The sequence below is a fragment of the Dyadobacter sp. CY312 genome, from assembly GCF_021390535.1.
Lineage (GTDB): Bacteria > Bacteroidota > Bacteroidia > Cytophagales > Spirosomataceae > Dyadobacter.
In genome coordinates this window covers 374661-398231 of record NZ_JAJUXG010000009.1, presented here as the reverse complement: position 1 = coordinate 398231, position 23571 = coordinate 374661, and the positions used below count along the sequence as shown (strand labels likewise).

At 43.5% G+C, this 23571-nt stretch carries 18 protein-coding genes; 12 read left to right on the top strand and 6 right to left on the bottom strand.

Annotation, left to right across the window (positions count from 1 at the left end; translation table 11 throughout):
- The first annotated feature begins 12 nt into the window (after positions 1–12).
- The 5 genes from LZG71_RS14795 (at position 13) to LZG71_RS14775 (ending at position 9939) form a co-directional block, all read left to right on the top strand.
- Positions 13–1701 carry a glycoside hydrolase family 43 protein gene (locus LZG71_RS14795; protein WP_233821537.1) on the top strand — a complete coding sequence of 563 codons (1689 nt, stop codon included), beginning with the start codon at positions 13–15 and terminating at the stop codon, positions 1699–1701.
- A gap of 47 nt (positions 1702–1748) precedes the next feature.
- Positions 1749–3674 carry an alpha/beta hydrolase-fold protein gene (locus tag LZG71_RS14790; RefSeq protein WP_233821536.1) on the top strand — a complete coding sequence of 642 codons (1926 nt, stop codon included), beginning with the start codon at positions 1749–1751 and terminating at the stop codon, positions 3672–3674.
- Positions 3675–3846: 172 nt separating this feature from the next.
- Positions 3847–4893, top strand: a complete 1047-nt coding sequence (locus tag LZG71_RS14785) for an endo-1,4-beta-xylanase (RefSeq protein WP_233821603.1) — start codon at positions 3847–3849, stop codon at positions 4891–4893.
- 175 nt (positions 4894–5068) lie between these two features.
- Positions 5069–7744 carry a sialate O-acetylesterase gene (locus tag LZG71_RS14780; protein WP_233821533.1) on the top strand — a complete coding sequence of 892 codons (2676 nt, stop codon included), beginning with the start codon at positions 5069–5071 and terminating at the stop codon, positions 7742–7744.
- 62 nt (positions 7745–7806) lie between these two features.
- A complete protein-coding gene (locus tag LZG71_RS14775) occupies positions 7807–9939 on the top strand; it encodes an alpha-glucuronidase family glycosyl hydrolase (RefSeq protein ID WP_233821532.1) in 2133 nt (710 codons plus the stop codon).
- Between the two features lie 404 nt (positions 9940–10343).
- Here the strand turns inward: LZG71_RS14775 and LZG71_RS14770 are convergent, their stop codons facing one another.
- The gene (locus LZG71_RS14770; RefSeq protein WP_233821530.1) at positions 10344–10901 is read right to left on the bottom strand and encodes a YfbU family protein; all 558 of its coding nucleotides are present in this window, start codon (positions 10899–10901) and stop codon (positions 10344–10346) included.
- A gap of 274 nt (positions 10902–11175) precedes the next feature.
- Between LZG71_RS14770 and LZG71_RS14765 the strand changes: the two genes are divergently transcribed.
- Entirely contained in the window at positions 11176–11490 is a 315-nt protein-coding gene (locus tag LZG71_RS14765) for a hypothetical protein (protein ID WP_233821528.1), read from the top strand.
- 7 nt (positions 11491–11497) lie between these two features.
- Here the strand turns inward: LZG71_RS14765 and LZG71_RS14760 are convergent, their stop codons facing one another.
- The 4 genes from LZG71_RS14760 to LZG71_RS14745 all read right to left on the bottom strand — a co-directional run bounded on the left by LZG71_RS14760 (position 11498) and on the right by LZG71_RS14745 (position 16369).
- Positions 11498–12769, bottom strand: coding sequence for a replication-associated recombination protein A (locus LZG71_RS14760; RefSeq protein WP_233821526.1), 1272 nt, complete (start codon positions 12767–12769; stop codon positions 11498–11500).
- A 101-nt stretch (positions 12770–12870) separates the two neighbouring features.
- On the bottom strand, positions 12871–13452 hold the full coding sequence (locus tag LZG71_RS14755; protein WP_233821524.1) for an RNA polymerase sigma factor: 582 nt from the start codon (positions 13450–13452) through the stop codon (positions 12871–12873).
- Between the two features lie 162 nt (positions 13453–13614).
- The gene (ade, locus tag LZG71_RS14750; RefSeq protein WP_233821522.1) at positions 13615–15243 is read right to left on the bottom strand and encodes an adenine deaminase; all 1629 of its coding nucleotides are present in this window, start codon (positions 15241–15243) and stop codon (positions 13615–13617) included.
- Positions 15244–15502: 259 nt separating this feature from the next.
- The gene (locus tag LZG71_RS14745) at positions 15503–16369 is read right to left on the bottom strand and encodes an AraC family transcriptional regulator (protein WP_233821520.1); all 867 of its coding nucleotides are present in this window, start codon (positions 16367–16369) and stop codon (positions 15503–15505) included.
- 314 nt (positions 16370–16683) lie between these two features.
- Between LZG71_RS14745 and LZG71_RS14740 the strand changes: the two genes are divergently transcribed.
- The 6 genes from LZG71_RS14740 to LZG71_RS14715 all read left to right on the top strand — a co-directional run bounded on the left by LZG71_RS14740 (position 16684) and on the right by LZG71_RS14715 (position 22880).
- The gene (locus tag LZG71_RS14740; RefSeq protein ID WP_233821518.1) at positions 16684–18339 is read left to right on the top strand and encodes a UxaA family hydrolase; all 1656 of its coding nucleotides are present in this window, start codon (positions 16684–16686) and stop codon (positions 18337–18339) included.
- Positions 18340–18459: 120 nt separating this feature from the next.
- Positions 18460–19233 carry an SDR family NAD(P)-dependent oxidoreductase gene (locus LZG71_RS14735; protein WP_233821516.1) on the top strand — a complete coding sequence of 258 codons (774 nt, stop codon included), beginning with the start codon at positions 18460–18462 and terminating at the stop codon, positions 19231–19233.
- Positions 19234–19413: 180 nt separating this feature from the next.
- A complete protein-coding gene (locus LZG71_RS14730) occupies positions 19414–20280 on the top strand; it encodes a fumarylacetoacetate hydrolase family protein (protein ID WP_233821514.1) in 867 nt (288 codons plus the stop codon).
- Positions 20281–20306: 26 nt separating this feature from the next.
- Entirely contained in the window at positions 20307–21134 is an 828-nt protein-coding gene (locus LZG71_RS14725; RefSeq protein WP_233821512.1) for an amidohydrolase, read from the top strand.
- A gap of 287 nt (positions 21135–21421) precedes the next feature.
- On the top strand, positions 21422–22114 hold the full coding sequence (locus LZG71_RS14720) for an endonuclease/exonuclease/phosphatase family protein (protein ID WP_233821510.1): 693 nt from the start codon (positions 21422–21424) through the stop codon (positions 22112–22114).
- Position 22115: 1 nt separating this feature from the next.
- Positions 22116–22880 (top strand): (Fe-S)-binding protein, encoded by a 765-nt coding sequence (locus tag LZG71_RS14715; RefSeq protein WP_233821508.1) that lies wholly within the window; start codon positions 22116–22118, stop codon positions 22878–22880.
- Positions 22881–22957: 77 nt separating this feature from the next.
- On the opposite strand, the gene LZG71_RS14710 is transcribed toward LZG71_RS14715, so the two are convergent.
- Positions 22958–23350, bottom strand: coding sequence for a hypothetical protein (locus tag LZG71_RS14710; protein ID WP_233821506.1), 393 nt, complete (start codon positions 23348–23350; stop codon positions 22958–22960).
- Between the last annotated feature and the right edge of the window lie 221 nt (positions 23351–23571).

The following is a 23571-nucleotide window of genomic DNA, read 5'->3' as shown; positions in this document are numbered from 1 at the left end:
CGTTGATAAATAATGATAAAAAAAATTCTATCAGCCATGATTTTGGCGGTTTGCATGACTTTTGCCGACACAGCTTCGGCACAAACCACCACCATAGTCAACCCGATCCTGACTGGCTTTTATCCTGATCCAAGTGTGGTTCAGGTCGGTACGGACTATTACCTTGTAAATTCCACATTTTCCTATTTTCCGGGTATTCCGGTTTTTCATAGTAAAGACCTCAAAAACTGGAAGCAGATCGGTAATGTGATAGACCGCGCAACACAAATGGATTTCATGGGAGAGAAGCTGACCCGGGGACTTTTTGCACCGGCTATCAGCTATCACAACGGAACTTATTACGTGACCTGTACGGATATTGACCACGATGGGAATTTTGTAGTGACTGCTAAAAATCCGGCTGGTCCGTGGAACAATCCGGTTCGTGTGCCGCAGGTGCGCGGTATAGATCCGTCCATGTTTTTTGACGATGAGAACAAAGCTTATATCATTTACAACAGCGATGCGCCGGATCGCAAACCATTGTATTCCGGACACAGAACAATACGGATTTATGAGATTGATCCGGTGACACTGAAAGTGATCGGTGAAGAAAAACAATTGGTGAATGGTGGGGTGGATTTGAGCAAAAAGCCCGTCTGGATCGAAGCGCCGCACATCATGAAAAGAAATGGCTGGTACTACCTCTATGCAGCCGAGGGAGGAACTTCGGTCAATCACACAGAAGTTGTTTTTCGCAGCAAATCGGTTTGGGGGCCTTATGTTGCCTATGAAAATAACCCGATCCTGACACAGATGGGATTGCCCGAAGACCGCAAAGACCCGGTAACTTCTGCTGGACATGCGCAGTTTGTAGAAGGCCCGGATGGCAAAACTTATGCGATTTTTCTGGCAGTGAGACCTTATGAAGGTGATTATTACAATACAGGTCGGGAAACTTTCATCACTCCGGTGGAGTGGAAAAATGATTGGCCGATCATCAATCCGGCAAGCAAAGAAATCAAATACGAGTACACAGTCAACTACAAGGAAGTAAAGCAAAAAGATGCGTTGCCGCAGGCTGGCAATTTTGAATACACACTCACATTCGACAAAACGCTTGATCCCGCTTTGTTATTTATGAGAACCATTGACAGCAGCTCATTTTCACTTTCAAAAAAGAGCGGTCTGACAATGAAACTGAAACCTGAAACCGTGATGGAGCTTGGTAATCCGTCGTTCATTGGGAAACGCCAGCAGCATTTGTACAGCACAGCCGAGGTTGAACTTGACTTTTTACCCAAATCCGAAAACGAAAAGGCTGGGCTGACCATTTTGCAGGATGAAAGACATTTCTATTTCGTGAGCAAATCTCTTGATCAGGGAAAACCGGTGGTTCAGCTATACAAAGCGGCTTCCGACGGTAAAAAGATGGAACTGATCACGCAAAAGAATATTACTGATGTGAGCAAACCGGTCAAACTTCGAATTGTGGCTGAGGGCGGATCTTACAGTTTTTATTATGCCTCGGGAGCATCCTGGCAGTCGCTTGCGGACAAAATGGATGCAAAATATTTGAGTACAAAAACGGCGGGTGGTTTCATCGGATGTCTGTTCGGTATGTATGCAACCTCATCAGGAGACCAGACTACCAATTCGGCCTCATTTAAATATTTGAAATACAGCGGTAATGATCCGATGTTTCAAAAGTCCGCAAAATAGAAATTCAACCATTCTCAGGGTTATTCAATAGCAATAAATTCTCAATCATGAAACGACGTATATCAATTGTAATGAGCCTGATGTTGCTTGCCACGCTTGGCATGGCGCAGGATATTCAAAAGGAAATGCCAAAAGGATATGATACCGTACAACCCGGTGCCGCGGCTGGCAAAATTGATACGATTCAATACGAGTCCAAAACCGTGGGCAGCAAGCGGAAGGCGTTGATATACACCCCGCCAGGTTACAGCAAGAAGAAAAAATATCCCGTTTTATATCTTTTGCATGGCATAGGCGGAGATGAAAAGGAGTGGCTCAACGGTGGCAATCCACAGCTGATACTGGATCATCTTTATGCAGAAAAGAAGATTGAACCCATGATTGTGGTCATGCCAAATGGCCGTGCGATGAAAGATGACCGGGCTACCGGAAACATCATGGCGCAGGATAAGGTAGCTGCATTTGCAACTTTTGAAAAAGACTTGCTCAATGATTTGATTCCTTTTGTCGAAAGCAAATATCCTGCGCTCAAAGATCGTGAAAGTCGGGCGATTGCCGGCTTGTCCATGGGAGGCGGACAGTCGCTTAACTTCGGGTTAGGCAATCTGGATAAATTCGCCTGGGTTGGCGGGTTTTCTTCCGCTCCGAATACTAAAATTCCAACAGAACTCATGCCGAATCCAGAGGAGGCAAAAAAGAAGTTGAAATTACTTTTCATTTCCTGCGGAGATAATGACCGGCTGATCACGTTCAGCAAACGTACGCACGACTATATGTTTGAACATGAGGTGCCGCACGTGTATTACGTCGAACCCGGCGTGCATGACTTTAAGGTTTGGAAAAATGGCTTGTATATGTTCTCGCAGTTTCTGTTCAAACCGGTTGACAACGCTTCTTTATCGAAATACACCATACTTGGGACGAGGGCGGCAACGAACATTCGCACAGCACAGTACCCGCAGATCCTGCCAGATAACCGTGTAGTTTTCAGAGTGAAAGCACCGGAAGCGCAAAAAGTACAAATTGATCTTGGCAAAAAATACGAAATGAAGAAAGATACCGGAGGATACTGGATGGTAACGACGGATTCAATTGGCAAAGGATTTCACTATTATTCATTGCTGATCGACGGTGTGGCGCTTGCTGATCCTGCGAGTGAAACCTTTTATGGCATGGGCAGAATGGCCAGCGGTATTGAAATTCCATATCGGAATGGTGCATATTATTCACAAAAGGATGTTCCTCATGGGGACATCCGTATCAAAAAGTATTTGTCAAAAGCTTCGGGAAGCTGGCGGGAAATGTATGTGTACACGCCGCCGGGCTATGACCAGTCCACTGAAAAGTATCCTGTATTGTACCTTCTTCATGGAGGAGGTGAGGACCATAGGGGTTGGGCGACGCAGGGGAAAACGGACGCGATTCTGGATAATTTGATTTCCGAAGGAAAAGCCAAACCGATGGTAATTGTAATGCTGGATGGAAACATGGGCGGTACTGGCGGCATTGCCGGTTTTAATGAAAACGTTTTGAAACAATTTGAAAATGAGTTGAAAAATGCTGCTATTCCATTTGTGGAGAGTAATTTTCGTGTGAACACGGATGCAAAAAGCAGGGCGCTGGCAGGACTGTCCATGGGCGGATTACAGACACTTTATGCAGGTGTTAAAAATACAGAAATGTTCTCTTCACTGGGCGTTTTCAGTTCCGGCTGGTTTGCCAATAATACTGCGCTCACCGACCCGCAATATGAGTTCATGAAAAACAACGCAGGCAAGATTAATGGCAACCTCAAAAACTTCTGGATTTCAATGGGTGGACAGGAAGATATCGCCTTTAACAATTGCAAAATTATGCGGGCGAAATTCGATGAATTAGGTGTCAAACACACGTATAGCGAATATCCGGGCGGACATACCTGGCCTGTTTGGAGGCACGACCTGTTCCAGTTTTCGCAGTTGTTGTTTAAGTAAGGCTATCAGCCGTCGGCAATCGGCTGTGGTCGCTTAGGCGTACGACAGGTTAAGCCAATCAATTAAAGTTTGACCGCCGAGGCCAGAAAGCCAAACAGCCCAATATTACCTCATTTTTCAATCAATATAAATCATGCTAAAATCGTCAGGATTAAAATATTTGGTTCAATGTATGGCAGCCTCGGCAACCCTGTTTGCATCAAACGATCTGTTGGCACAGAAAACACTGAGGGAAGCATACAAGGATTATTTTCCGGTAGGCGTGGCCGTCGCACCCAGAAACTTGTCGGGGCCGGAAGCAGAACTTATCAAACAGCAGTTTAATAGTATTACGCCCGAAAATGCGATGAAAATGGGGCCGATACATCCCGAGGAAAATCGCTACAACTGGCAGGACGCGGATGCGATCGTGGATTTTGGAGTAACTAATGGGATCAAGGTAAGAGGTCATACGCTTTGTTGGCATAGCCAGGCGCCAAGGTGGTTTTTCACGGATTCGGAAGGAAAAGATGTTAACCGGGAAGTATTGCTTGCCAGGCTCAAACAGCACATAACGGATGTGATGACCCGCTATAAAGGAAAAATATATGCCTGGGACGTGGTGAATGAGGCCGTTCCGGATACTGGAAAAGGTATTTATCGTGAATCCAAATTTTACAAGATCATAGGAGAAGATTATATTCAAAAGGCATTTGAATATGCACACGCAATTGATCCCGAAGCAAAACTTTTTTACAACGATTACAATACCGAAAGCACAGCAAAACGGGCGAAAATTTATCAGCTGGTAAAAAAGCTGAAAGATAAGAACGTCCCGATTCACGGCGTGGGATTACAGGGGCACTGGTCTATTTACGAGCCATCACAGGCAGAACTTGAAAAGTCGATCAAAACATTTGCGGATATGGGGCTTGCAGTACAGGTCACCGAACTAGACGTTTCAGTTTATGCCAAAGAGCACGAACGCCGGGCAAAAAAAGAAACGGATAAAAGCGTTTACACCGATGAAATGATGGAAAAACAGTCGGCTCATTATAAAATGCTGTTCGATACTTTTAGAAAATACAAAGGCACTGTAACAGGTGTCACCTTCTGGAATGTGTCAGACAGGTCGAGCTGGCTGGATAATTTCCCGGTTCCGGGCCGCAAGGATTATCCGCTGCTATTTGATGAGAGTTACAAACCTAAAAGGGCATTTGAAGGAGTGGTTAATTTTTAGAAATATTAGGTTTAGTCAGGTATTGTCAGGCTGAGCTTGTCGAAGCCCGATCAGTTAGGTCTTAGTTGTTTACAATCAACCAATTTTCAGGTGAATTGTTGGCAATGGAGCGTCGGTGGCTACGGTCGAAGTGAAGACGGCCAGGATTAACTTATTGCAGTCAACCATTCAATTCATGAGAATTTTAAAATTTGCATTTATACTATTTTTCCTGTCTCACGATCTTTCTGCTGATATCCGCTTGCCCCAGCTGATCGGAGATAATATGGTATTGCAACGCGATCAGCCGATCACAATATGGGGCTGGGCGAACCCCAGGGAGCAGGTCAATGTGACACTGAAAAACAAGAAGTATAGCGCAGTGACTACATCCGAGGGGAAATGGAAAATTCAGCTGCCTGCGCAACCGGCTGGTACAGGTTATGAGCTGGTTTTGAAAGGCAAAAATCAGATCAGGATTAAAAACATAGCTTTTGGAGACGTATGGCTGTGCAGCGGTCAAAGCAATATGGTCATCAATATGGAGCGGGTGAAAGAGCGTTTTACTGCGGATATCGCAGCAGCCAATTACCCGGACATCCGAAACTTTTTCATCCCGACCATTACAAACCTTAACGGGCCAAAGGAGGATTTGCCAGAATCAAAATGGAAAATTGCAAGTCCGAAGGATGTGCTTACCATGGGAGCAGTAACTTACTTTTTCGCAAAAGATCTTTATGATCAGTATAAAGTTCCCATTGGCATCATCAACAGCTCGGTGGGAGGGACACCCATAGAGGCCTGGATCAGTGAAGATGGATACATCGATTTTGCTGATATAAAAAAGGTTATTTCTCAAAACAAAGACACAACCTATATCAATTCATTCAAGCGTGTTCTTCCGGTCAATGTTTCAAAACAGACGCAGATAACGGATTTGGGGCAGAAGGAACATTGGGAAAGTGAAACGTATCAGCCAAAAGGATGGCGGAATTTTAACATTCCGGGTTACTGGGAAGATCAGGGCCTGAAAGACCTTGACGGTGTGGTATGGTTTCGAAGGGAATTTGAAGTTCCTGCAAACTGGGTGGGCAAGCCCGTTAAGCTTTTTGTCGGGCGAATTGTTGATGCAGATGAGGTGTTTGTCAATGGAAAAAAGATCGGCGGCACCAGTTATCAATATCCGCCTCGTCGCTACGAAATTCCGGAGGGTTTTTTAAAAGCTGGCAAGAATGTATTCGTAATAAGGGTTACCAATCAGACAGGTAAAGGTGGTTTTGTGCCGGATAAACCTTATTTCATGTCATATGATGAGCAGCAGATCGATTTAAAAGGAACCTGGCAATACAAAGTGGGGCAGGTATATCAACCTACAAATGCACCTAAGAGGCCGAACACGACTATGGTTGCACAAAACCAACCAACCGCACTGTACAACGCAATGGTGGCACCGGTACTTCCAATGAAGCTGAAAGGTTTTATTTGGTATCAGGGGGAATCAAATGTCGCAAATCCGGAGGCATATTATTCCTTAATGCCAGCATTAATTAACGATTGGCGCCGACTTTGGGCCGACGAGAATTTGCCATTTATGGTGGTGCAATTACCCAACTTTCAGGATGTAGATATGAAGCCGTCCGAGAGCAATATGGCTTTGATCCGGGAAGCACAAAACAAAGCGCTGACCCTGAAAAATACTTCGGTAACTGTGACACTGGATTTGGGAGAATGGAATGATATTCATCCTTTAAACAAAAAGGATATTGGGAAAAGGCTTGCTCTGGCAGCCAGGAATCTTGCTTACAAAGACAGAAATGTGGTTTATAGCGGTCCGCGATTAATATCACAAGATATTTCCGGCGATAAGATCATGCTCAAATTTGACGATGTGGCTGGCGGAATACGATCCAAAGATGGTGAAGATTTACGCTGGTTTGCCATTGCAGATTATGACAAAAAATTTGTCTGGGCCAAAACAAAAATTGTTGGTAAAGACCAGATCGAATTGTCCAGTGAAACAATAAAAACACCAAAATATGTTCGCTACGGCTGGCAGGACAATCCCGAAGGAATCAATTTCTATAACTCAGAAGGTTTGCCGGCTTCACCATTCCGAACTGATGGGGAAGTTTTGGACGAGTCAAAACCCTGGAAAGGGAAAAAAGCAGCTGTTGTGCTTACTTACGACGATGCCCTGAATGTACATCTGGATAACGTAGTTCCGGCTCTGGACTCTCTGGGTTTGAAAGGGACTTTTTACCTGACGGCTTCATCCGATGCGGCCCGTAACAGGATTAAAGACTGGCGCTCAGCAGCGGCCAGCGGTCATGAATTAGGCAATCACACACTTTATCATCCATGCGATGCAAGCGGCCCGGGAATGAGCTGGGTGAAACCTGAATACGATCTGAGCAAATACAGCATGAGCAGAATTCAGGATGAGATCAAAATGTGCAACGCTTTTTTGAAATCAATTGACGGACACGACGGAAAGCGCACTTTTGCTTTCAACTGCGGGCATAAAAAAGTGGCGGAGGGTGAATTCATCCAGTCGCTCACGGACGAGTTTCTGGCCGCCCGTGCCGTGAGACATGAAATGCACTCGTTTGATGAACAGAAACTACTTGACATTGACTGTTACTCTATGGTTGAGCAAACCGGACAACAAATGATTGAGCTCGTAAAGCAAGCCCGACAAAGTGGAAAATTGCTCGTTTTTCTCTTTCATGGAGTGGGAGGTGAACACGCACTGAACGTTTCAAACCAGGCGCACAGCGAATTGCTGCACTATTTGAAAGAACAACAAAATGACTTGTATATTGATACAATGCTGAATGTTGCGGAGCATATCAACAAGTTGAAAAGTAAATAAATTTTGGCTTAAAGAGTTGATTTTCATTCTAACAGCCTGCACAAACTAGTCCAATCCAGAACATGACAAATAAATATTTTCTGCTTTTTTTGAGTTTTATTCTGATCGTCCCTGCATCCTTTGCAAGTGATCCATTATCGTCTGATGGTGATGATGGGTACAAACTTTGGCTTAAATATGAGGCAGTGGCAAACGCAGCAGTGAAAGCGGAGTACCTTCGATATACATCTTTCATCGGAGAATCTTCCAAAGGTGAGGTAGCTCAGAGCGCGAGCCGTGAATTACATACAGGCTTAAAAAGTCTTTTGGGTAAAAATGTTCCTGTTCTGAATTCATTTGGAGGCAAATCGGGCGGTATCATTCTCAAATTAGAATCTGGCACGGCAAGTAGTCAGCAGGAGGAAGGTTACCAGATTAAATTGTCTGGAACCAATGTTGTTGTCAGCTCAAATTCGGAGCGAGGCATTTTGTACGGAACTTTTGCATTGTTGCGACACATGCAAATGCAGCTTCCGGTGAAAGGTCTGAATCTGACAAGCAATCCGAGAGTCCGGTACCGGATGTTGAACCACTGGGATAATCCCGATGGAACAATCGAACGTGGCTATGCAGGTGCTTCGCTTTGGAAATGGTACGAACTACCTGAGCGTGTGGATCCCCGTTATCAGGATTACGCCCGCGCAAACGCCTCCCTGGGAATTAACGGGACCGTGCTCAACAACGTCAATGCCAGCGCACGTTTTATGTCGCAGGAGTATATTGTGAAAGTTGCCGCAATTGCGAATGTGATGCGGAAGTACGGGATCAAAACGTATCTGTCTGTCTATTTCGCCGCACCGAAAACATTAGGCGGACTGCCCACATCTGATCCACTTGATCCAAAGGTTCGTGCCTGGTGGGCCGAAAAGGTGGCTCAGATATATAAAGAAATTCCTGATTTCGGTGGCTTTTTGGTAAAGGCGAATTCGGAAGGTGAGCCGGGACCGCAAGACTATGGACGCTCGCATGCCGATGGTGCCAACATGCTTGCAGAAGCCTTCAAACCATATGATGGGATTGTAGTCTGGCGGGCATTTGTGTACAAAGCTGACCCGAATGCAGATCGTTTTAAGGCGGCTTATGAAGAGTTTGTGCCATTGGACGGTAAGTTCGATCCCAAAGTGATTGTTCAGGTAAAAAACGGACCCATTGATTTTCAGCCGCGTGAGCCATTTTCGCCGTTGTTTGGTAACATGCCGAAAACACCATTGGGAATGGAATTTCAGATTACGCAGGAATACCTCGGCTTTGCCACACACGCGGTGTATGAGGCCCCCATATTTAAGGAATGCCTGGATTCGGATACCTATGTTAACGGGGCAGGATCTACCGTTGCGAAGGTTGTCGACGGAAGTTTGCACGGATACACACGCACGCTCATGGCAGGCGTCGCCAACACAGGGAACGCCAGAAACTGGACGGGGCATCCGCTTGCACAGGCCAACTGGTACGCTTTCGGAAGACTAAGCTGGGATCATCAGCTCAGTTCTGAACAGATCGCGCGGGAATGGACAGCGCTCACTTTAACACGCAATCAGAAAGCGGGTGAAAGCATTGTGAGATTGATGTCAAGATCGCGGGAAATTTATGTCGATTACAACACACCGCTTGGACTTTCGCGCCCGTGGATGGGTGTTCACTTCGCGCCTGAGCCCTGGCAAAACAAAGGCTCCCGCCCCGACTGGACAGCCGTATATTACCACCGCGCAGATTCTGTGGGGCTCGGATTCGACAGGACCGAATCTGGCAGCAATGCACTGACTCAGTACCGTCCGCAGGTTCAGCAGCAATGGAACAATCCGGATAAAACAGCGCTGCCGTATTTGTTATGGTTTCATCACATCCGATGGGACAAAAAGCTCAGTACCGGACGAACGCTTTGGGATGAACTTTGTACCCGTCTCTACACGGGTGCCGATTCGGTAACGTGGATGCAGCAGCAGTGGGACCTTGCAAAAACGCACCTGGATCCGCAGGTCTATACCGATGTGGCCCAGCGATTACAAGTCCAGCACAGGGAAGCGATCTGGTGGAGAGATTCCTGGGTATTGTATCTCCAGACTTTTGCCAAACAGCCAATCACCGCAGGATTTGAACCTCCGAAACAGACTTTAGATGAAGTGAAAAAGTCGGTGAATGTGTATCTGATCCGGTAAGAATTAATATGCTTTACTAATGCCAAAGAAGCTACGAAGCATTGGCGTAGCTTCTACTACAATTTCGACGTAGTCTTTATAGGAATAACTTACTCCTTCAATGTTTAACTTTAATGTGCTTTGCTATATTCTGCTACCTGCCAAAGCGGGAGTCATCGAAGGTGAATCTTTTACCTAGGTAACGTTTATCGCTTCCCGGGAGTTAAAAAAGGGCATAAAAAAACACCCAGGGGCAAAAAAGCCCCGGGATGTCCGATTTTACTCAACGTTATGAGTACTGTTTTACCAGTTCTCAATGACAAATTTAATTATTTCTTGGAATAAACATCTAATGTTTTAATAATTTAAATTTAACCTTATAATAACAAAACTTGATGTTTTGGTCGGATTATAAAGCAGGGGTTTTAAAGTACTACCTCATCACCTGGTTCCTGCCTCATATTAGCAACTGAATCAATAAATTCCTGTAAATGAGTGGCAGTATAAAAGCTCCCCTTCGCAACCTTAATTTTGTTGAAAATCGCCAGCATTTTATTGTACTTTATCATGCATGAAGGATTGTGTGATTTAAGTTCTCTCCCTCTGTAATCACTGTGCTCACCCATTTTGTCGACGAGGTACGACATCATGTGATAGTACATTCCGTTGTTGTGGTCGAATCCTTCAAATTCAAGCAAGTCCAGTTGCAACAATTCTCTTTCCTCCACGGTAAGCGATCTCACGGATTCATTTATCAGCTTGTACATAGCTAGTACAGATTCTATTTCATCATATACGCTGATAGGAACTTCTTCGTAAAGGGCGTTGAAAACCTTCGGGTATAGTCCGGTATATCCTTTTTCCAGTATCTCAATTCGGCGCTGATACATCTCTCTTTCGTTGTAATCAGCCTCTTTGCTAAGAATTTGATATTGATTGATGAGAAGCTGCCTTTCTACAAGCGTTAAGCTTTCTGGTATCATGATTTCAGTAAATGGTAAAATGAATCGGGTTTTTGCTACAAAATTTTCACTTTGTTGGAGGCACCTAGCCGGCAAATAAAATTATACTATAAATTTCAATTTTTTAAAATTGATACATTTGTGGTTCAGTATTGGTAATTTAAATCGAAGTTGTTCTATATTTGTATAATAATTATTTATCTTTCGATTCCAGTACCTGTGAGGAACGTAAAGATTGTTTTTAAAAAGTTTTTTTACTGTGCAATAGTAATTTTCAACAGCTAAGTTATTTTCAATGAAAGGTAAAGTGTCACATGGTTACAATATATTCGGCTCCGCTGCAAGGGGGATTTCCGAGGTAGAAGATCGTGCCAAATCGATACTTGTTGAAAAAGAAACCGCTGAGAATCTGGATGTTTTTGCCAGGGCGATCGGTGCAGAATGGAAACAAACGGATAAAAATGTTTCATCTCTCCGGTTGGCATTTTCTGATTTTGAAAAAATACTCGAAAAACAAAAACCTGAAATCAGCAAGTTCCTGACGCTGGAACGAGAAAAAAGAATGGCTGCAAAACGCAGCTCTCTTCTCCACGGTTCCAGCTCATTCTGATTTTCGGTCAGTACCCATACCAGTCTCCCCACCATTGCTGTAATTTCTTACGAAGCTCTTCCTCCCGGGCATTGTGCCCCGGTTCAAAGAATTTTGTACCTCTCAGCTCTTCCGGTAAAAAATCCTGTCTTGCAAAGTTGCCTTCATAAGAATGGGCATATTTGTAGTCCTTCCCGTAGCCAATCTGTTTCATTAGTTTTGTAGGAGCATTCCGGAGATGCAACGGTACGGGTAAATGCGCTGTGTTTTTAGCTGCCTCGATGGCATCCCCGATAGCCATGTAACTCGCATTACTTTTAGGTGATGTAGCCAGGTAAACTGCAACCTGGGACAGGATAATACGACATTCCGGGTAACCGATCACATTCACAGCCTGCATGCATGCATTGGCCATAATCATCGCAGTCGGGTTGGCGTTACCAATGTCTTCGGAAGCCATAATAAGCATGCGGCGTGCGATAAATGAAGGATCTTCGCCCGCAACGATCATCCGTGCCATCCAGTAAACAGCTCCGTTTGGGTCACTGCCACGCAACGACTTTATAAAAGCTGAAATGATATCATAATGTTGTTCCCCGGATTTATCGTAACGGGCAATATTCTGTTGAGCAACCTCCGTCACCCATTCATCCGTGATTTCAATTTCAGAAACGTCTCCTTTTCCCAATACAACCAGTTCCAGCAGATTCAGCAGCTTTCGTCCGTCTCCGCCTGACAGCCTTAAAAGCGCGTCATAGGATGTAAATGTTATGATTTTTTCTTTAAGCCAATTATCCTTTTGAAGTGCTCTGTGAATAATTTCTTTTAATTCATTTTCTCCGAAAGCTTCCAGAATATAAACCTGACACCGGGAGAGTAATGCAGAATTAATTTCGAAAGAAGGGTTTTCAGTTGTGGCACCAATGAGCGTGACCTGTCCTTTTTCAACAGCACCCAGCAGAGCGTCCTGCTGACTTTTATTGTACCGATGAATTTCATCGATAAACAGGATAGGAGGGAACAATCCCGAAGGCCGTGACAGAATTTCCCGCAGATCTTTTACACCTGAGCTGATCGCGCTGAGGTTGTGAAACTGCCTTTTGGTTGCGTCTGCCATCAAAAGTGCAAGGGTAGTTTTGCCCACACCGGGAGGTCCCCACAAAATCATGGAAGGAATGGTATTCTGGAGTATCGCTCGTCGTAACGGTCCGTTGGGGCCAAGCAATTTTTCCTGCCCAACATAGTCGTCCAGGTTTCTCGGGCGAAGGCGTTCGGCAAGTGGTGTGGTCACCATATTCATATGACGGTAATGCGGATTTAGTTTTACTGGCTTGTCAGTATTTAACAAAAAAAGCGTGGCATAGTTCGCCACGCTTTGGTATGTCAGGGAAAGAGATCGTTTTAAAAAGTAAGTCTCTCCAGTGTCATTTGCTTTTTAAGGTTGCCTAGCGCTCCGAAAACAAGGTTGTAAACCGACTGGATGTTGATCTTCATCAGATCGGCAATTTCATGATTATTCAGATTCATGTAAAATTTCAGGAAAATAGCTTCACGCTGGCGACGTGGCAAACCATTGATCGCGACATTCAGATGCTGATTTGTGGATTCGAATTCCTCCTCGGATATAAGGTGGTTCTCGTGCGATGGCGTGTTGATGTGCCAGTACTCCACAGGAATGTCCTCATTGCTTGTGTGTTTTTGCTGTGCATTCAGGTGGCGAACCAGTTTCCTTTTGATAGATGCCATCAGATAAAATCGCACCGATGTGGTATCACCCAGTGTAGCCCTGTTTTTCCATAGTTCAACGAATAAATCGTGAATACAGTCCTTAATTAGGGGTTTGTCAATGGTGAACTGAGAGCAATACTGATAAAGAATGTGAACGTACGACCGGTAGAGACAAGCATAAGCATTTTCGTCGCCTTTTCTGAACTGATCCCAGAAGCAGAGTTCTTCTTCTTGTTTGTAGCGTAGGTGAGCCATTTTGTTAAGGTTAGGAATTAACTGAGGTTAGGAATATATAAAAATAAGGGTCATTTATACACTTGTAAATATATTTATAAAAAAACACATTATAAAAATATTTACAGATAAAATTACATCTGATAAATTAATGTTACAATTTTTCGCATTTAAGTAACTCAATTAAATTAATACAGGTACAAACTCGAATTTTTCACCGTCGAAAAGACCCTTATCGCTTAATTTAAGAGAAGGGATGACGAGCAGTGCCATAAATGACAAAGTCATGTAAGGCGACTGTAATGTGGATTTTAGCGTTTCTTTAACAAATGAATCCATTTTGGTATAGGCATTGGCAACATCGTAACCATCCCGGTCGGTCATCAGTCCGGCAATAGGAAGCTCCAAAACCAGCCTGGTGTTCCGGTCAACTGCCGAAATACCGCCTTTTGCGTCGATCAGCAAATTGACAGCTTCACATATACTTTCATCATCACAGCCAACCACCACAATATTGTGGGAGTCATGAGCGACCGTTGATGCAATGGCTCCGGTTTTAAGTCCAAAGTTTTTGATAAAGCCAATAGCAGGTTCACTGTCATTGTAACGGTTTACCACAGCTATCTTCAAAATATCCCGATCCGGATCAGAAACAACAAAACCGTTGTTCAGCGGAATTTCTTCCGTGAGTGCATTGGTGATCAGCTGTCCTTCCAGTGCTTCTATGACCTTTAACTGTGACGCACTTTTGTTTTCCTTACACTGAAAGTCAGTGCTATTTTTTCTTGAACAATTGAAAAAATTAATGTGAGTACTTCTCAGATCAGGCAAAAGTGAAGTTCCTTTTTCAGCCACCAGTGTGCCGTTCAGCCAGGTTTGAATAATGTTGAAGTCTGTCAGATTGTCCACCAGGATAAAGTCAGCAGGATCATTTTCTCTTAGCAAACCCACCGGCAAACTGTAATGCGCAACCGGATTGAGGCAGGCTGCATGGAGTACGTCCCATAAATTATGCCCATGACCTAGTGCGCGTTTTACCAGTAAATTGATATGCCCCTCGACTAAAAAATCAGGATGCTTGTCGTCCGAACAAAACATGATCTTCTCCGGAAACTCTGCCAGAAGAGGAATGAGTGCTTCGAAATTCCTGGCGGCACTTCCTTCCCGAATCAGGATTTTCATTCCATAATGGAGCTTTTCCTTCGCTTCTTCGTAGGTAAAACATTCATGATCCGTAGATAGGCCGGAGTCGATGTATTTTTTTGCAGCCTCTCCACGTAGTCCGGGTGCATGGCCATCGGCAGGTTTATTGAAATGTTTAGCCCAATTGATCTTGTCGATCATATCCGGATCTTCATTCAGCACACCAGGGAAATTCATCACTTCTGCAAGGTATCCTATTTCGTCTTTTGCCAAAAGGTCACGTACATCATCCGGTGTGATTACTGCGCCGGCAGTCTCAAAAACGGTGGCAGGAACGCAGGAAGGCGCTCCGAAGCAAAATTTGAATGGCGTACGTTTTCCATCTTCGATCATATACTCCACACCTGGAACGCCCAGTACGTTGGCAATTTCATGCGGGTCGGATATAGTGGCTACAGTACCATGCACCACGGCAAGACGGGCGAATTGGGAAGGCGTGAGCATCGAACTTTCAATGTGGACGTGAGCATCCACAAAGCCGGGCAACGCATACGGCAATGCCGGATTCTCGCTGCCAATTATTTGAATTTTACTGATGTACTGATCAATAATGATGAGCTCAGCTTCCTTAATAGTTTTATCAAAAAGATTTACAAGATTGACACGCATCGTTTTTTAATTGAATAGTTTGATGATTAAACAATCTTTTAAAACTATGAACTTTTGATGCAAGTCCGCCAGGCGGGTTGACTTTTTGATGACTAAAGAATGCATCCCTGACAGGAGATCAGTTAAACATTCCTTAAAGGATAAATATTACTTGTAAAGTACCATTATTGCTACCCGGGAAACTTTGTAAATCCGAGCATTTTTTACAACTATTTTGGCGTTTTTTTCGGATGGTTGATCTGTTCACAAATGTTATGGATCAGGATCGGTATTCCTTCTGGTATTTCAGCGGACTTTCACCGGTGAGGCTTTTGAAATACTTATTGAAATTGGCAAAGTTGTTAAAGCCACTGTCAAAACAAATCTGGGCGACACTCAATTTGCCCTCCCGCAGCAATTTACACGCATGTCCTATGCGCAGTTCAAGCAGGAACTGAGAATAGGTTTTGCGGCTTCGGCTTTTGAAATACCTGCAAAAAGAATGGGGGCTTATGTTGGCTACCTCCGCAATTTCTTCAATACTGATCTTTTGCTGAAAATTGGTAAGAGAATATTGGTATATCTGATTAATCCGGTCCGTATCGTGCGAGTCGAACGCCTGGGGGAAATCAGTGCTGGATAGCAGATTCACATCTTTACTTTGAGATAGTGCCTGCAATATTCGTAGAAGCGCAATAAGCGGATTACTTTCCTTTTCGTCCAGCAAATCCTGTAAAATATCCTTAACCAACTGATTTTCGGATCCATTCAGCTTCATGCCTTTTCGTGCCAGGTCGAGCAATTCCCTTATTGATTTGTTTTCTGGAAGGGTTAGAAATGAATCGCCAAAAATACTTTCTGAAAAGTGAAGAACTGTTGCCTGGGCATACAGGTTGGTATCTCCCTGGAAATACTTTTCGTCGCAACGCCAGTAGTGCGGCAGGTTAGGACCCAGCAGAATGAGATCGCCGCTTTGGAAATTTTGAATATTGTCCCCAACAAACTGCGTTCCGGATCCTTGTTCTATATGTATGAGTTCGAGTTCGGGATGATAATGCCAGCGATTGTAAAAGTAAAGCACCACATCACGGCGGATACTAAACGACTGTTGCAGCCCTTTTGGAACCTTTAAAAGTTGTGGTTTCACTGTTAAAAAAGCAGGTTGTGTTCGTTAAGTGTGATAAAGATGCCAATATAGTTTAAAAAATTGCTAGTATTGTAAAATAAAGGGGTTTATTAAAGTCATTCATTTGTATAAAAATTCTTGATCAGAAAGTTGGGTTGTCTTTATCGGGAATGTCAGGCTCAGGATTGAAGTTGTTCAGCACTAATCGGCTGCGATCTTGACATTGAAGAAAATTTCAATCTTATTTCTGTTTCGGAAAGTAATTTTATACTGTGTGGTGTTTTATATGCTCAATCCGGATTTAAACAGGAATTTTTTTATTTTTTAATATCACTATGGCGTCGAATCTCTTAAAAATCCATCCATCTGATAATGTTATTGTAGCACTGCGCGATCTACCCACAGGCTACGATGCAGAGTGGAGTGGTGAACATTACAATCTTGCTTATGGCGTATCGGCCAAGCATAAGTTCGTTACTGAAGACATTGAAACAGGTGGTGCAGTTATCATGTACGGAGTGTTGGTGGGGCGAGCTACTCAGCCTATCAAGAAAGGAGAGCCTATTACGACGTTTAATCTGAAACATGATGCGCATGATTACAGCACTGCTAAAAGACAACCGTATAGTTATGTGCAGCCGGATGTGAGCAAATGGACCAACCGTACATTTAAGGGTTACCACCGTGCCGATGGTCGCGTAGGTACATATAATTACTGGCTTGTTGTTCCGCTTGTTTTTTGTGAGAATAGGAACGTGCTTATTATGAAAGACGCGTTCGAAAGGGAACTTGGTTACGCGCAAACTGACATATACCGGGATCACGTACGTGAGTTTTTACATCTGTATCAGGCCGGCGACATGCGTACAATACATAAGATGGAAACATTTACTGAACCGCAGGTTGCTATTAAGAAAAAGAACGATCGTCCTTTTCAAAATGTGGATGGTGTCAAATTCTTAACCCATGAAGGTGGTTGCGGCGGTACCCGTTTCGATGCCAACACGCTTTGCTCGTTGTTTGCTTCATATGCGGTTCATCCCAATGTTGCTGGTATTACGGTGCTTAGTTTGGGATGTCAAAATTCTGAACTAAAGACCCTTGAAGATGAAATACGTAAAAGAGACCCACATTTTAACAAACCGTTTTTTGCTTTTGAGCACCAGAAGGGTACCGAATATTCGCTGATGTCGGGAGCCATAAAGGAAACTTTTGTCGGGCTTACTAAAATAAATCAGTTTGAACGTGAGGATGCACCTCTTTCCAAACTTTCGGTTGGTCTGAAATGCGGTGGTTCTGATGGTTTCTCTGGAATATCAGCCAATCCGGTTTTAGGTCATTTATCTGATATAGTCGTTGGGCTTGGTGGACAAACACTTCTTGCTGAATTTCCGGAATTAAACGGTGTGGAGCAGGAGTTGATCAACCGTTGTGTGACAGAAGAAAAAGCTGCAAAATTTGAAAAACTGATGCGTGATTATGCTGGCAAAGCCGAAGCTGTTGGTTCTGCATTTGCGTTTAATCCGTCACCGGGGAATATAAAGGATGGTCTGATCACAGACGCGATCAAGTCGGCAGGTGCTGCTAAAAAAGGTGGGAATGCCTACATTGCTGACGTTTTGAATTATACAGAACGCGCTACGGAGCCAGGTCTTCAGTTGGTATGTACTCCCGGAAATGACGTGGAAGCAACAACGGGACAAAGTGCAGCTGGTGCAAACGTAATATTGTTTACAACAGGATTGGGAACACCCACGGGAAATCCGATTTGTCCGGTTGCCAAAGTTGCAACCAACTCCATCCTGGCAAACAGAATGCCTGATGTAATCGATTTTGACTGCGGACCCGTTGTGGACGGAACTCAGTCGATTGAACAAAATGCTGAAAATCTTTTGGAATACGTCATTAAAGTAGCCAGTGGTGAATTGACAAAAGCGCAGCAACTTGGTCAGGATGATTTTATTCCATGGAAACGAGGCGTGTCACTTTAAGACATGGGGCGAAGGGCGGAGGTTGTTGTATTTTGAGTAAAGATTAAATTTAAAAACCTTTTCTGTTCTTAACCCGGCATTATGTTGAAGTCGGGAGAGCATTTAAAACGATACAAATTCATGTTTGATTTAACTGGCAAAGTTGCCCTGGTTACCGGTGGAGCGAGTGGAATCGGTTTGGCAATCACCAAAACATTTGCGAAGCAGGGAGCCAATGTACAAATATTGGAATTGAATTACGATCTGGCAAAACAGGTTGCTGATGAGATCGTTGCAGAGGGTGGTCTCGCTGAGGCATACGCAATTGATATCTCACAACAAGCAGAAGTGGTTGGCCTGATCGACTCCATTGGAGCGAAATATCAGATCGATATTCTGGTCAATAATGCAGGAATTGCGCACATTGGTAAGGCCGATACTACTCAAGAAGCTGATTTTGACAGACTTTTGAATGTGAATGTAAAGGGTGTTTATAATTGCTTGTTTGCTACAATTCCACATTTGAAAAAAGCAGGAGGTGGCGTGATCCTCAATATGGTATCCATCGCAGCCACTGTTGGGATACCCGACCGATTTGCTTATTCGACAACCAAAGGTGCTGTTTATTCTATGACTTTGTCGGTGGCAAAAGATTACCTGGTAGATAATATCAGATGTAACAGCATTTCTCCGGCCCGTGTTCATACACCGTTTGTGGATGGATTTATATCCAAAAACTATCCGGGAAAAGAAGCTGAAATGTTTGAAAAACTAAGCAAAACGCAGCCAATAGGTCGTATGGCAAAACCGGAGGAAATCGGCGCACTGGCACTGTATCTATGCTCAGATGAAGCCGGTTTCGTAACAGGAGCCGATTACCTGATTGATGGTGGATTTGAGAAGTTGAATAACTGATAGCTTTTAGCGCTAAGCTGTTGGCTATTAGCTTAACGTTTCTTGTCAGGAGCATTTGCTTCATAAACATTTGTAGTCCCAGGCTATTTGCAAATAGCAATTAGCTCGAAAAATTGAAAACTTAAACCAATGTTATTGGCCAATAGCTCACAGCTGAAAGCCAATAGCTAAATATAAATCATGAAACTATTCCGATTTGGTGCTTTTGAGCAAGAAAAACCAGGTGTTGAACTTTCTGACGGAACGCAGATTGACGTCTCAGCTTTTGGAGAAGATTATAATGAAAAATTCTTTGCCACAGATGGTGTCAATCGTTTGGCTGATTGGCTGAAAATCAATGTTGAGCTGGCTCCGAAAGTGGAAAAAGGATTCCGCTTTGGATCTTGCATTGCACGCCCCTCTAAAATTGTTTGTATAGGAATGAACTATGCAAAACATGCTTATGAGTCGGGTGCAACAGAATTGCCTAAAGAGCCGATCATTTTCTTTAAAGCTACGTCTGCATTGTGCGGACCTTATGATAACGTAGTTATTCCAAGAAATTCTGAAAAAACCGACTGGGAAGTGGAACTGGCGGTAATTATTGGTAAAAAGGCAAGTTATGTTGAAGAAAGTGATGCGCTGAATTATGTTGCAGGATATGCGGTTCACAACGACTATTCCGAACGTGCGTACCAATTGGAACGTGGTGGGCAATGGGTGAAAGGAAAGAGTAACGACACTTTCGCTCCGCTTGGACCGTACTTTGTTCCTTCGTCCGAAGTTGCCAATGCAAACGATCTGGATCTTTGGCTTAGCCTGAACGGAAAGAAAATTCAGGACAGCAATACATCTGATATGATTTTCCATATCCCATTTTTAGTGAGTTACCTGAGCCAGTTTATGACTTTGCTTCCGGGTGATATGATCACAACGGGGACGCCGGCAGGTGTAGGGTTGGGAATGAAACCACAGCTTTATCTGAAACCTGGTGACGTTGTTGAATTAGGAATTCAGGGACTTGGGCAGCAAAAACAAGAAGCAGTTGCCTGGAAGGCGGTTGTATAGATCGTACCGCATTTAGCTTTTATATTATGACCATTGATTCACATCAGCATTTTTGGATTTTTGACCCGGTTCGTGATTCCTGGATCACCCCTGAAATGGAAGCAATACGTCAGGATTTTTTGCCTGGGGATTTGATTCCGGTACTGGAAACCAATGGTATTGATGGCTGTGTGGCTGTTCAGGCGGATCAATCGGATTTGGAGACTGAATTTCTGCTACAACTTGCCGAAGCCAACGATGAGATTAAAGGCGTGGTCGGTTGGGTTGATCTGCGGTCTCCGGAATTGTATGATAAACTTGAGGTTTACTCACAGTTTGAGCTTCTTAAAGGTTTCAGGCACGTTGTACAGGGAGAACCAGACGGCTTTCTTAGTCAGCCGGAGTTTTTGAGGGGTGTTGGACAGCTTGCTGCTTTTGATTTTACATACGACATCCTGGTCTATCCACATCAGCTCAAAGAGGCTTACGATTTTGCTAAAAAATTGCCGGGAGTTCGTTTTGTTTTAGATCATCTTGCAAAACCATACATCAAAAGGGGAGAACTTGAACCCTGGAAAAACGATTTAAAATTGCTCGCTCAGTTGCCCAATGTGAGCTGCAAAGTTTCGGGAATGGTTACCGAAGCAGATTGGGTAAAATGGAATAAAAGTGATTTCGTGCCCTATCTGGATGTAGCTTTCGAGGCTTTTGGTGCAAAAAGGCTGCTTTTTGGTTCAGATTGGCCAGTATGTTTGGTTGCGGCTGAATACGCATCTATGAAAGAAATTGTTACGGATTATCTTAACTCATTTTCAGTAACCGAACGCAAAGATGTGATGGGAGAGAATGCGATTAAATTCTATAATCTGGATTGACGGTTGCGATTGAGTTATCAATTAAACCTGATCATAGAAGAACGAAGACGGCACTTAGAAGTGACAGGAGTAGCAGAACTCTGGCCGGGAAATGGAATTACACAATGATGAAAGCTTCTCTGCAATTGGAAAACACACATATTCGTGGTAAAATGCACGAAGAAAAATATTGTTGTAACCATAGCTGACTAGTCGGATTGAAGAAATTAGTATTATTCATTACCCTTTTTTGCAGTGCTTTTGTTTTGCTTGCCTCTCAGCCGCGTCGATCAGTTGAGATGAAAATTATGAGTTTCAACATCCGCCACGGAGTGAACATGAATGAGGAGTCGAACCTGATGGATATTCTAAAAATCATTAAAGAAAACAAACCCGATCTGGTGGCTTTGCAGGCTGTTGACAGTTTGATCACGAACGGTAAAACGCAGTTTCAACTACGACAGCTGGCCATTCAAACAGGCATGCATTATACCTATGGTGTAGCTGAAACGTCTGAAAGTGGTAGTCAGGGTGTAGGAATATTATCGGCATGGCCGGTAGAAAAGTCGCAGACAATTACCTTACCCTCCACGCCCGGTGCTGATCCCAAGATTTTGTTGTGTGGCCTCATTCGCCATTCCAGAAACTTAACATTTCGATTCTGCAATTCGCGACTCGAATATGCGTCGGTGATGGACAGAGCTTTGCAGTCGGCATATATCAACCAGATGTTGCAGGGCAGTGTCCAGCCTGTGGTTTTGGGTATGGATATGGGAGCGAGGCCAAACGAGCAACCGTATTTTTCATTCAGGAAAAAATGGCAGGATGCTGCACAAGGTTCTCAATTGGAAACCTGGAACGAGGGCTTACCGGGCGACAGGCTCGATTATATTTTTGTATTGCTCAATAACAAGGTGCGTGTGAAGAACTATAAGGTTATAAAAAAATATCCGATGGCTTCTGATCATTATCCGATTCTTGCCACAGTTGAATTTTGGTAAAATGAACTACTCACATTTGAAAATCGGCTTATTTATCCCTTGTTATGTCGATCAGTTTTATCCTCAGGTTGGGATTGCCACTTTGGAATTGCTCGAAAAGCTAGGGTGCACTGTTGGTTTTCCGCTTAATCAGACCTGTTGCGGTCAGCCGATGGCGAATTCCGGTTTTGAGCATCTTACTAATGATTGTAACACGTTGTTTCTGAATTCTTTCTCGGAATTCGATTACATCGTTTCTCCTTCTGGCAGCTGCGTGCTGCACATTAAAGATCACCTGAAAGTAGAAGGAAAGCCAGGTGAATCCAAAGCTGTGAGAAAGAAAGTATATGAACTTGTTGAGTTTATCACCGACATTTTAAAAATAGACAACATTGCTGCTGACTTCCCGCACCGTGTAGGTTTACACCAGGGTTGTCATGGTCAGCGTGGATTACACTTGGCCCAAATGTCGGAATTGAATGCGGACCCATTCTCGAAACCAGAAACGCTACTTAGAAAAGTACATGGACTGGAACTTGTCGAGCTTGATCGTAAAGACGAATGCTGTGGTTTTGGAGGAACGTTTTGTGTGAGTGAAGAAGCAGTGTCTGTTAAAATGGGCAAAGACCGCGTCGCCGATCACCTCCGGCACAATGCTGAATACATTACAGGATCAGACATGAGTTGCCTGATGCATTTGGAAGGTATTTTGAAACGAAGAAATTCAGAAGTTCAGGTAAAACACATTGCAGAGATCCTGAATAGTGCGGTTTTAGCGACTGTATAAAACAAATACCGGCACTCTTGTGAAGCACCGGCATTTTACAAAGTTTCGGAATTTCAGAATCTGAGAAGAACGAGTCGTTAGTTAATTGAAGAAACGACGCGGCTCGTTTTAGTCAAGATGTCAAACGATTGTGTATACTTCTCTTTTCCGTCCGTGATTTCGAAGGTATAAGTACCGTCAAGTAGGGTAGAAAGATCGAAATATTTCAAATAGTTTGAATCAGTACGTTTGCTTTCAGAAAACAGAACATTTTTGTCTGTATCCAAAATACGAACTGAAACTGCATTTGACTGGGATTTATTATATGAAACTCTGAATTGCATAGGTTTAACTTCCAATACGCTCAGCTTGTTGTCAGCGGAAACGGTTTTATCAGAAGTAGCGGTGGCCTGCGCATTCGTTCTGAATGTTGAGCCTGAAAAAAGCAAGCCTGTCAAAGCTGCTGCGAGGATGATGTTTTTTGTTTTCATAGGAGCTAAAATTTTTATTGTGTCTAAGAAAAGTTTAATTAAACTTTTTTCAGACTCCGATCTTCCGATCGAAAAACTTTGTATGTCAAATTTATAACATATTGCATTACAATAAAATAGCTTTTTAGTTGATTTTAAAAAGTTGTTTATTAAACAAATTCAAAACTTCGAATTGTGCAATGAATGTGAATAGTTCAATTCAAGTTCTTTAAATAATACTA

Coding starts and splice junctions, on each gene's coding strand:
- LZG71_RS14795 (WP_233821537.1), top strand. CDS start 13: ATGATAAAAAAAATTCTATCAGCCATGATTTTGGCGGTTTGCATGACT.
- LZG71_RS14790 (WP_233821536.1), top strand. CDS start 1,749: ATGAAACGACGTATATCAATTGTAATGAGCCTGATGTTGCTTGCCACG.
- LZG71_RS14785 (WP_233821603.1), top strand. CDS start 3,847: ATGGCAGCCTCGGCAACCCTGTTTGCATCAAACGATCTGTTGGCACAG.
- LZG71_RS14780 (WP_233821533.1), top strand. CDS start 5,069: ATGAGAATTTTAAAATTTGCATTTATACTATTTTTCCTGTCTCACGAT.
- LZG71_RS14775 (WP_233821532.1), top strand. CDS start 7,807: ATGACAAATAAATATTTTCTGCTTTTTTTGAGTTTTATTCTGATCGTC.
- LZG71_RS14770 (WP_233821530.1), bottom strand. CDS start 10,901: ATGATACCAGAAAGCTTAACGCTTGTAGAAAGGCAGCTTCTCATCAAT.
- LZG71_RS14765 (WP_233821528.1), top strand. CDS start 11,176: ATGAAAGGTAAAGTGTCACATGGTTACAATATATTCGGCTCCGCTGCA.
- LZG71_RS14760 (WP_233821526.1), bottom strand. CDS start 12,769: ATGAATATGGTGACCACACCACTTGCCGAACGCCTTCGCCCGAGAAAC.
- LZG71_RS14755 (WP_233821524.1), bottom strand. CDS start 13,452: ATGGCTCACCTACGCTACAAACAAGAAGAAGAACTCTGCTTCTGGGAT.
- ade (WP_233821522.1), bottom strand. CDS start 15,243: ATGCGTGTCAATCTTGTAAATCTTTTTGATAAAACTATTAAGGAAGCT.
- LZG71_RS14740 (WP_233821518.1), top strand. CDS start 16,684: ATGGCGTCGAATCTCTTAAAAATCCATCCATCTGATAATGTTATTGTA.
- LZG71_RS14735 (WP_233821516.1), top strand. CDS start 18,460: ATGTTTGATTTAACTGGCAAAGTTGCCCTGGTTACCGGTGGAGCGAGT.
- LZG71_RS14730 (WP_233821514.1), top strand. CDS start 19,414: ATGAAACTATTCCGATTTGGTGCTTTTGAGCAAGAAAAACCAGGTGTT.
- LZG71_RS14725 (WP_233821512.1), top strand. CDS start 20,307: ATGACCATTGATTCACATCAGCATTTTTGGATTTTTGACCCGGTTCGT.
- LZG71_RS14720 (WP_233821510.1), top strand. CDS start 21,422: ATGAGTTTCAACATCCGCCACGGAGTGAACATGAATGAGGAGTCGAAC.
- LZG71_RS14715 (WP_233821508.1), top strand. CDS start 22,116: ATGAACTACTCACATTTGAAAATCGGCTTATTTATCCCTTGTTATGTC.
- LZG71_RS14710 (WP_233821506.1), bottom strand. CDS start 23,350: ATGAAAACAAAAAACATCATCCTCGCAGCAGCTTTGACAGGCTTGCTT.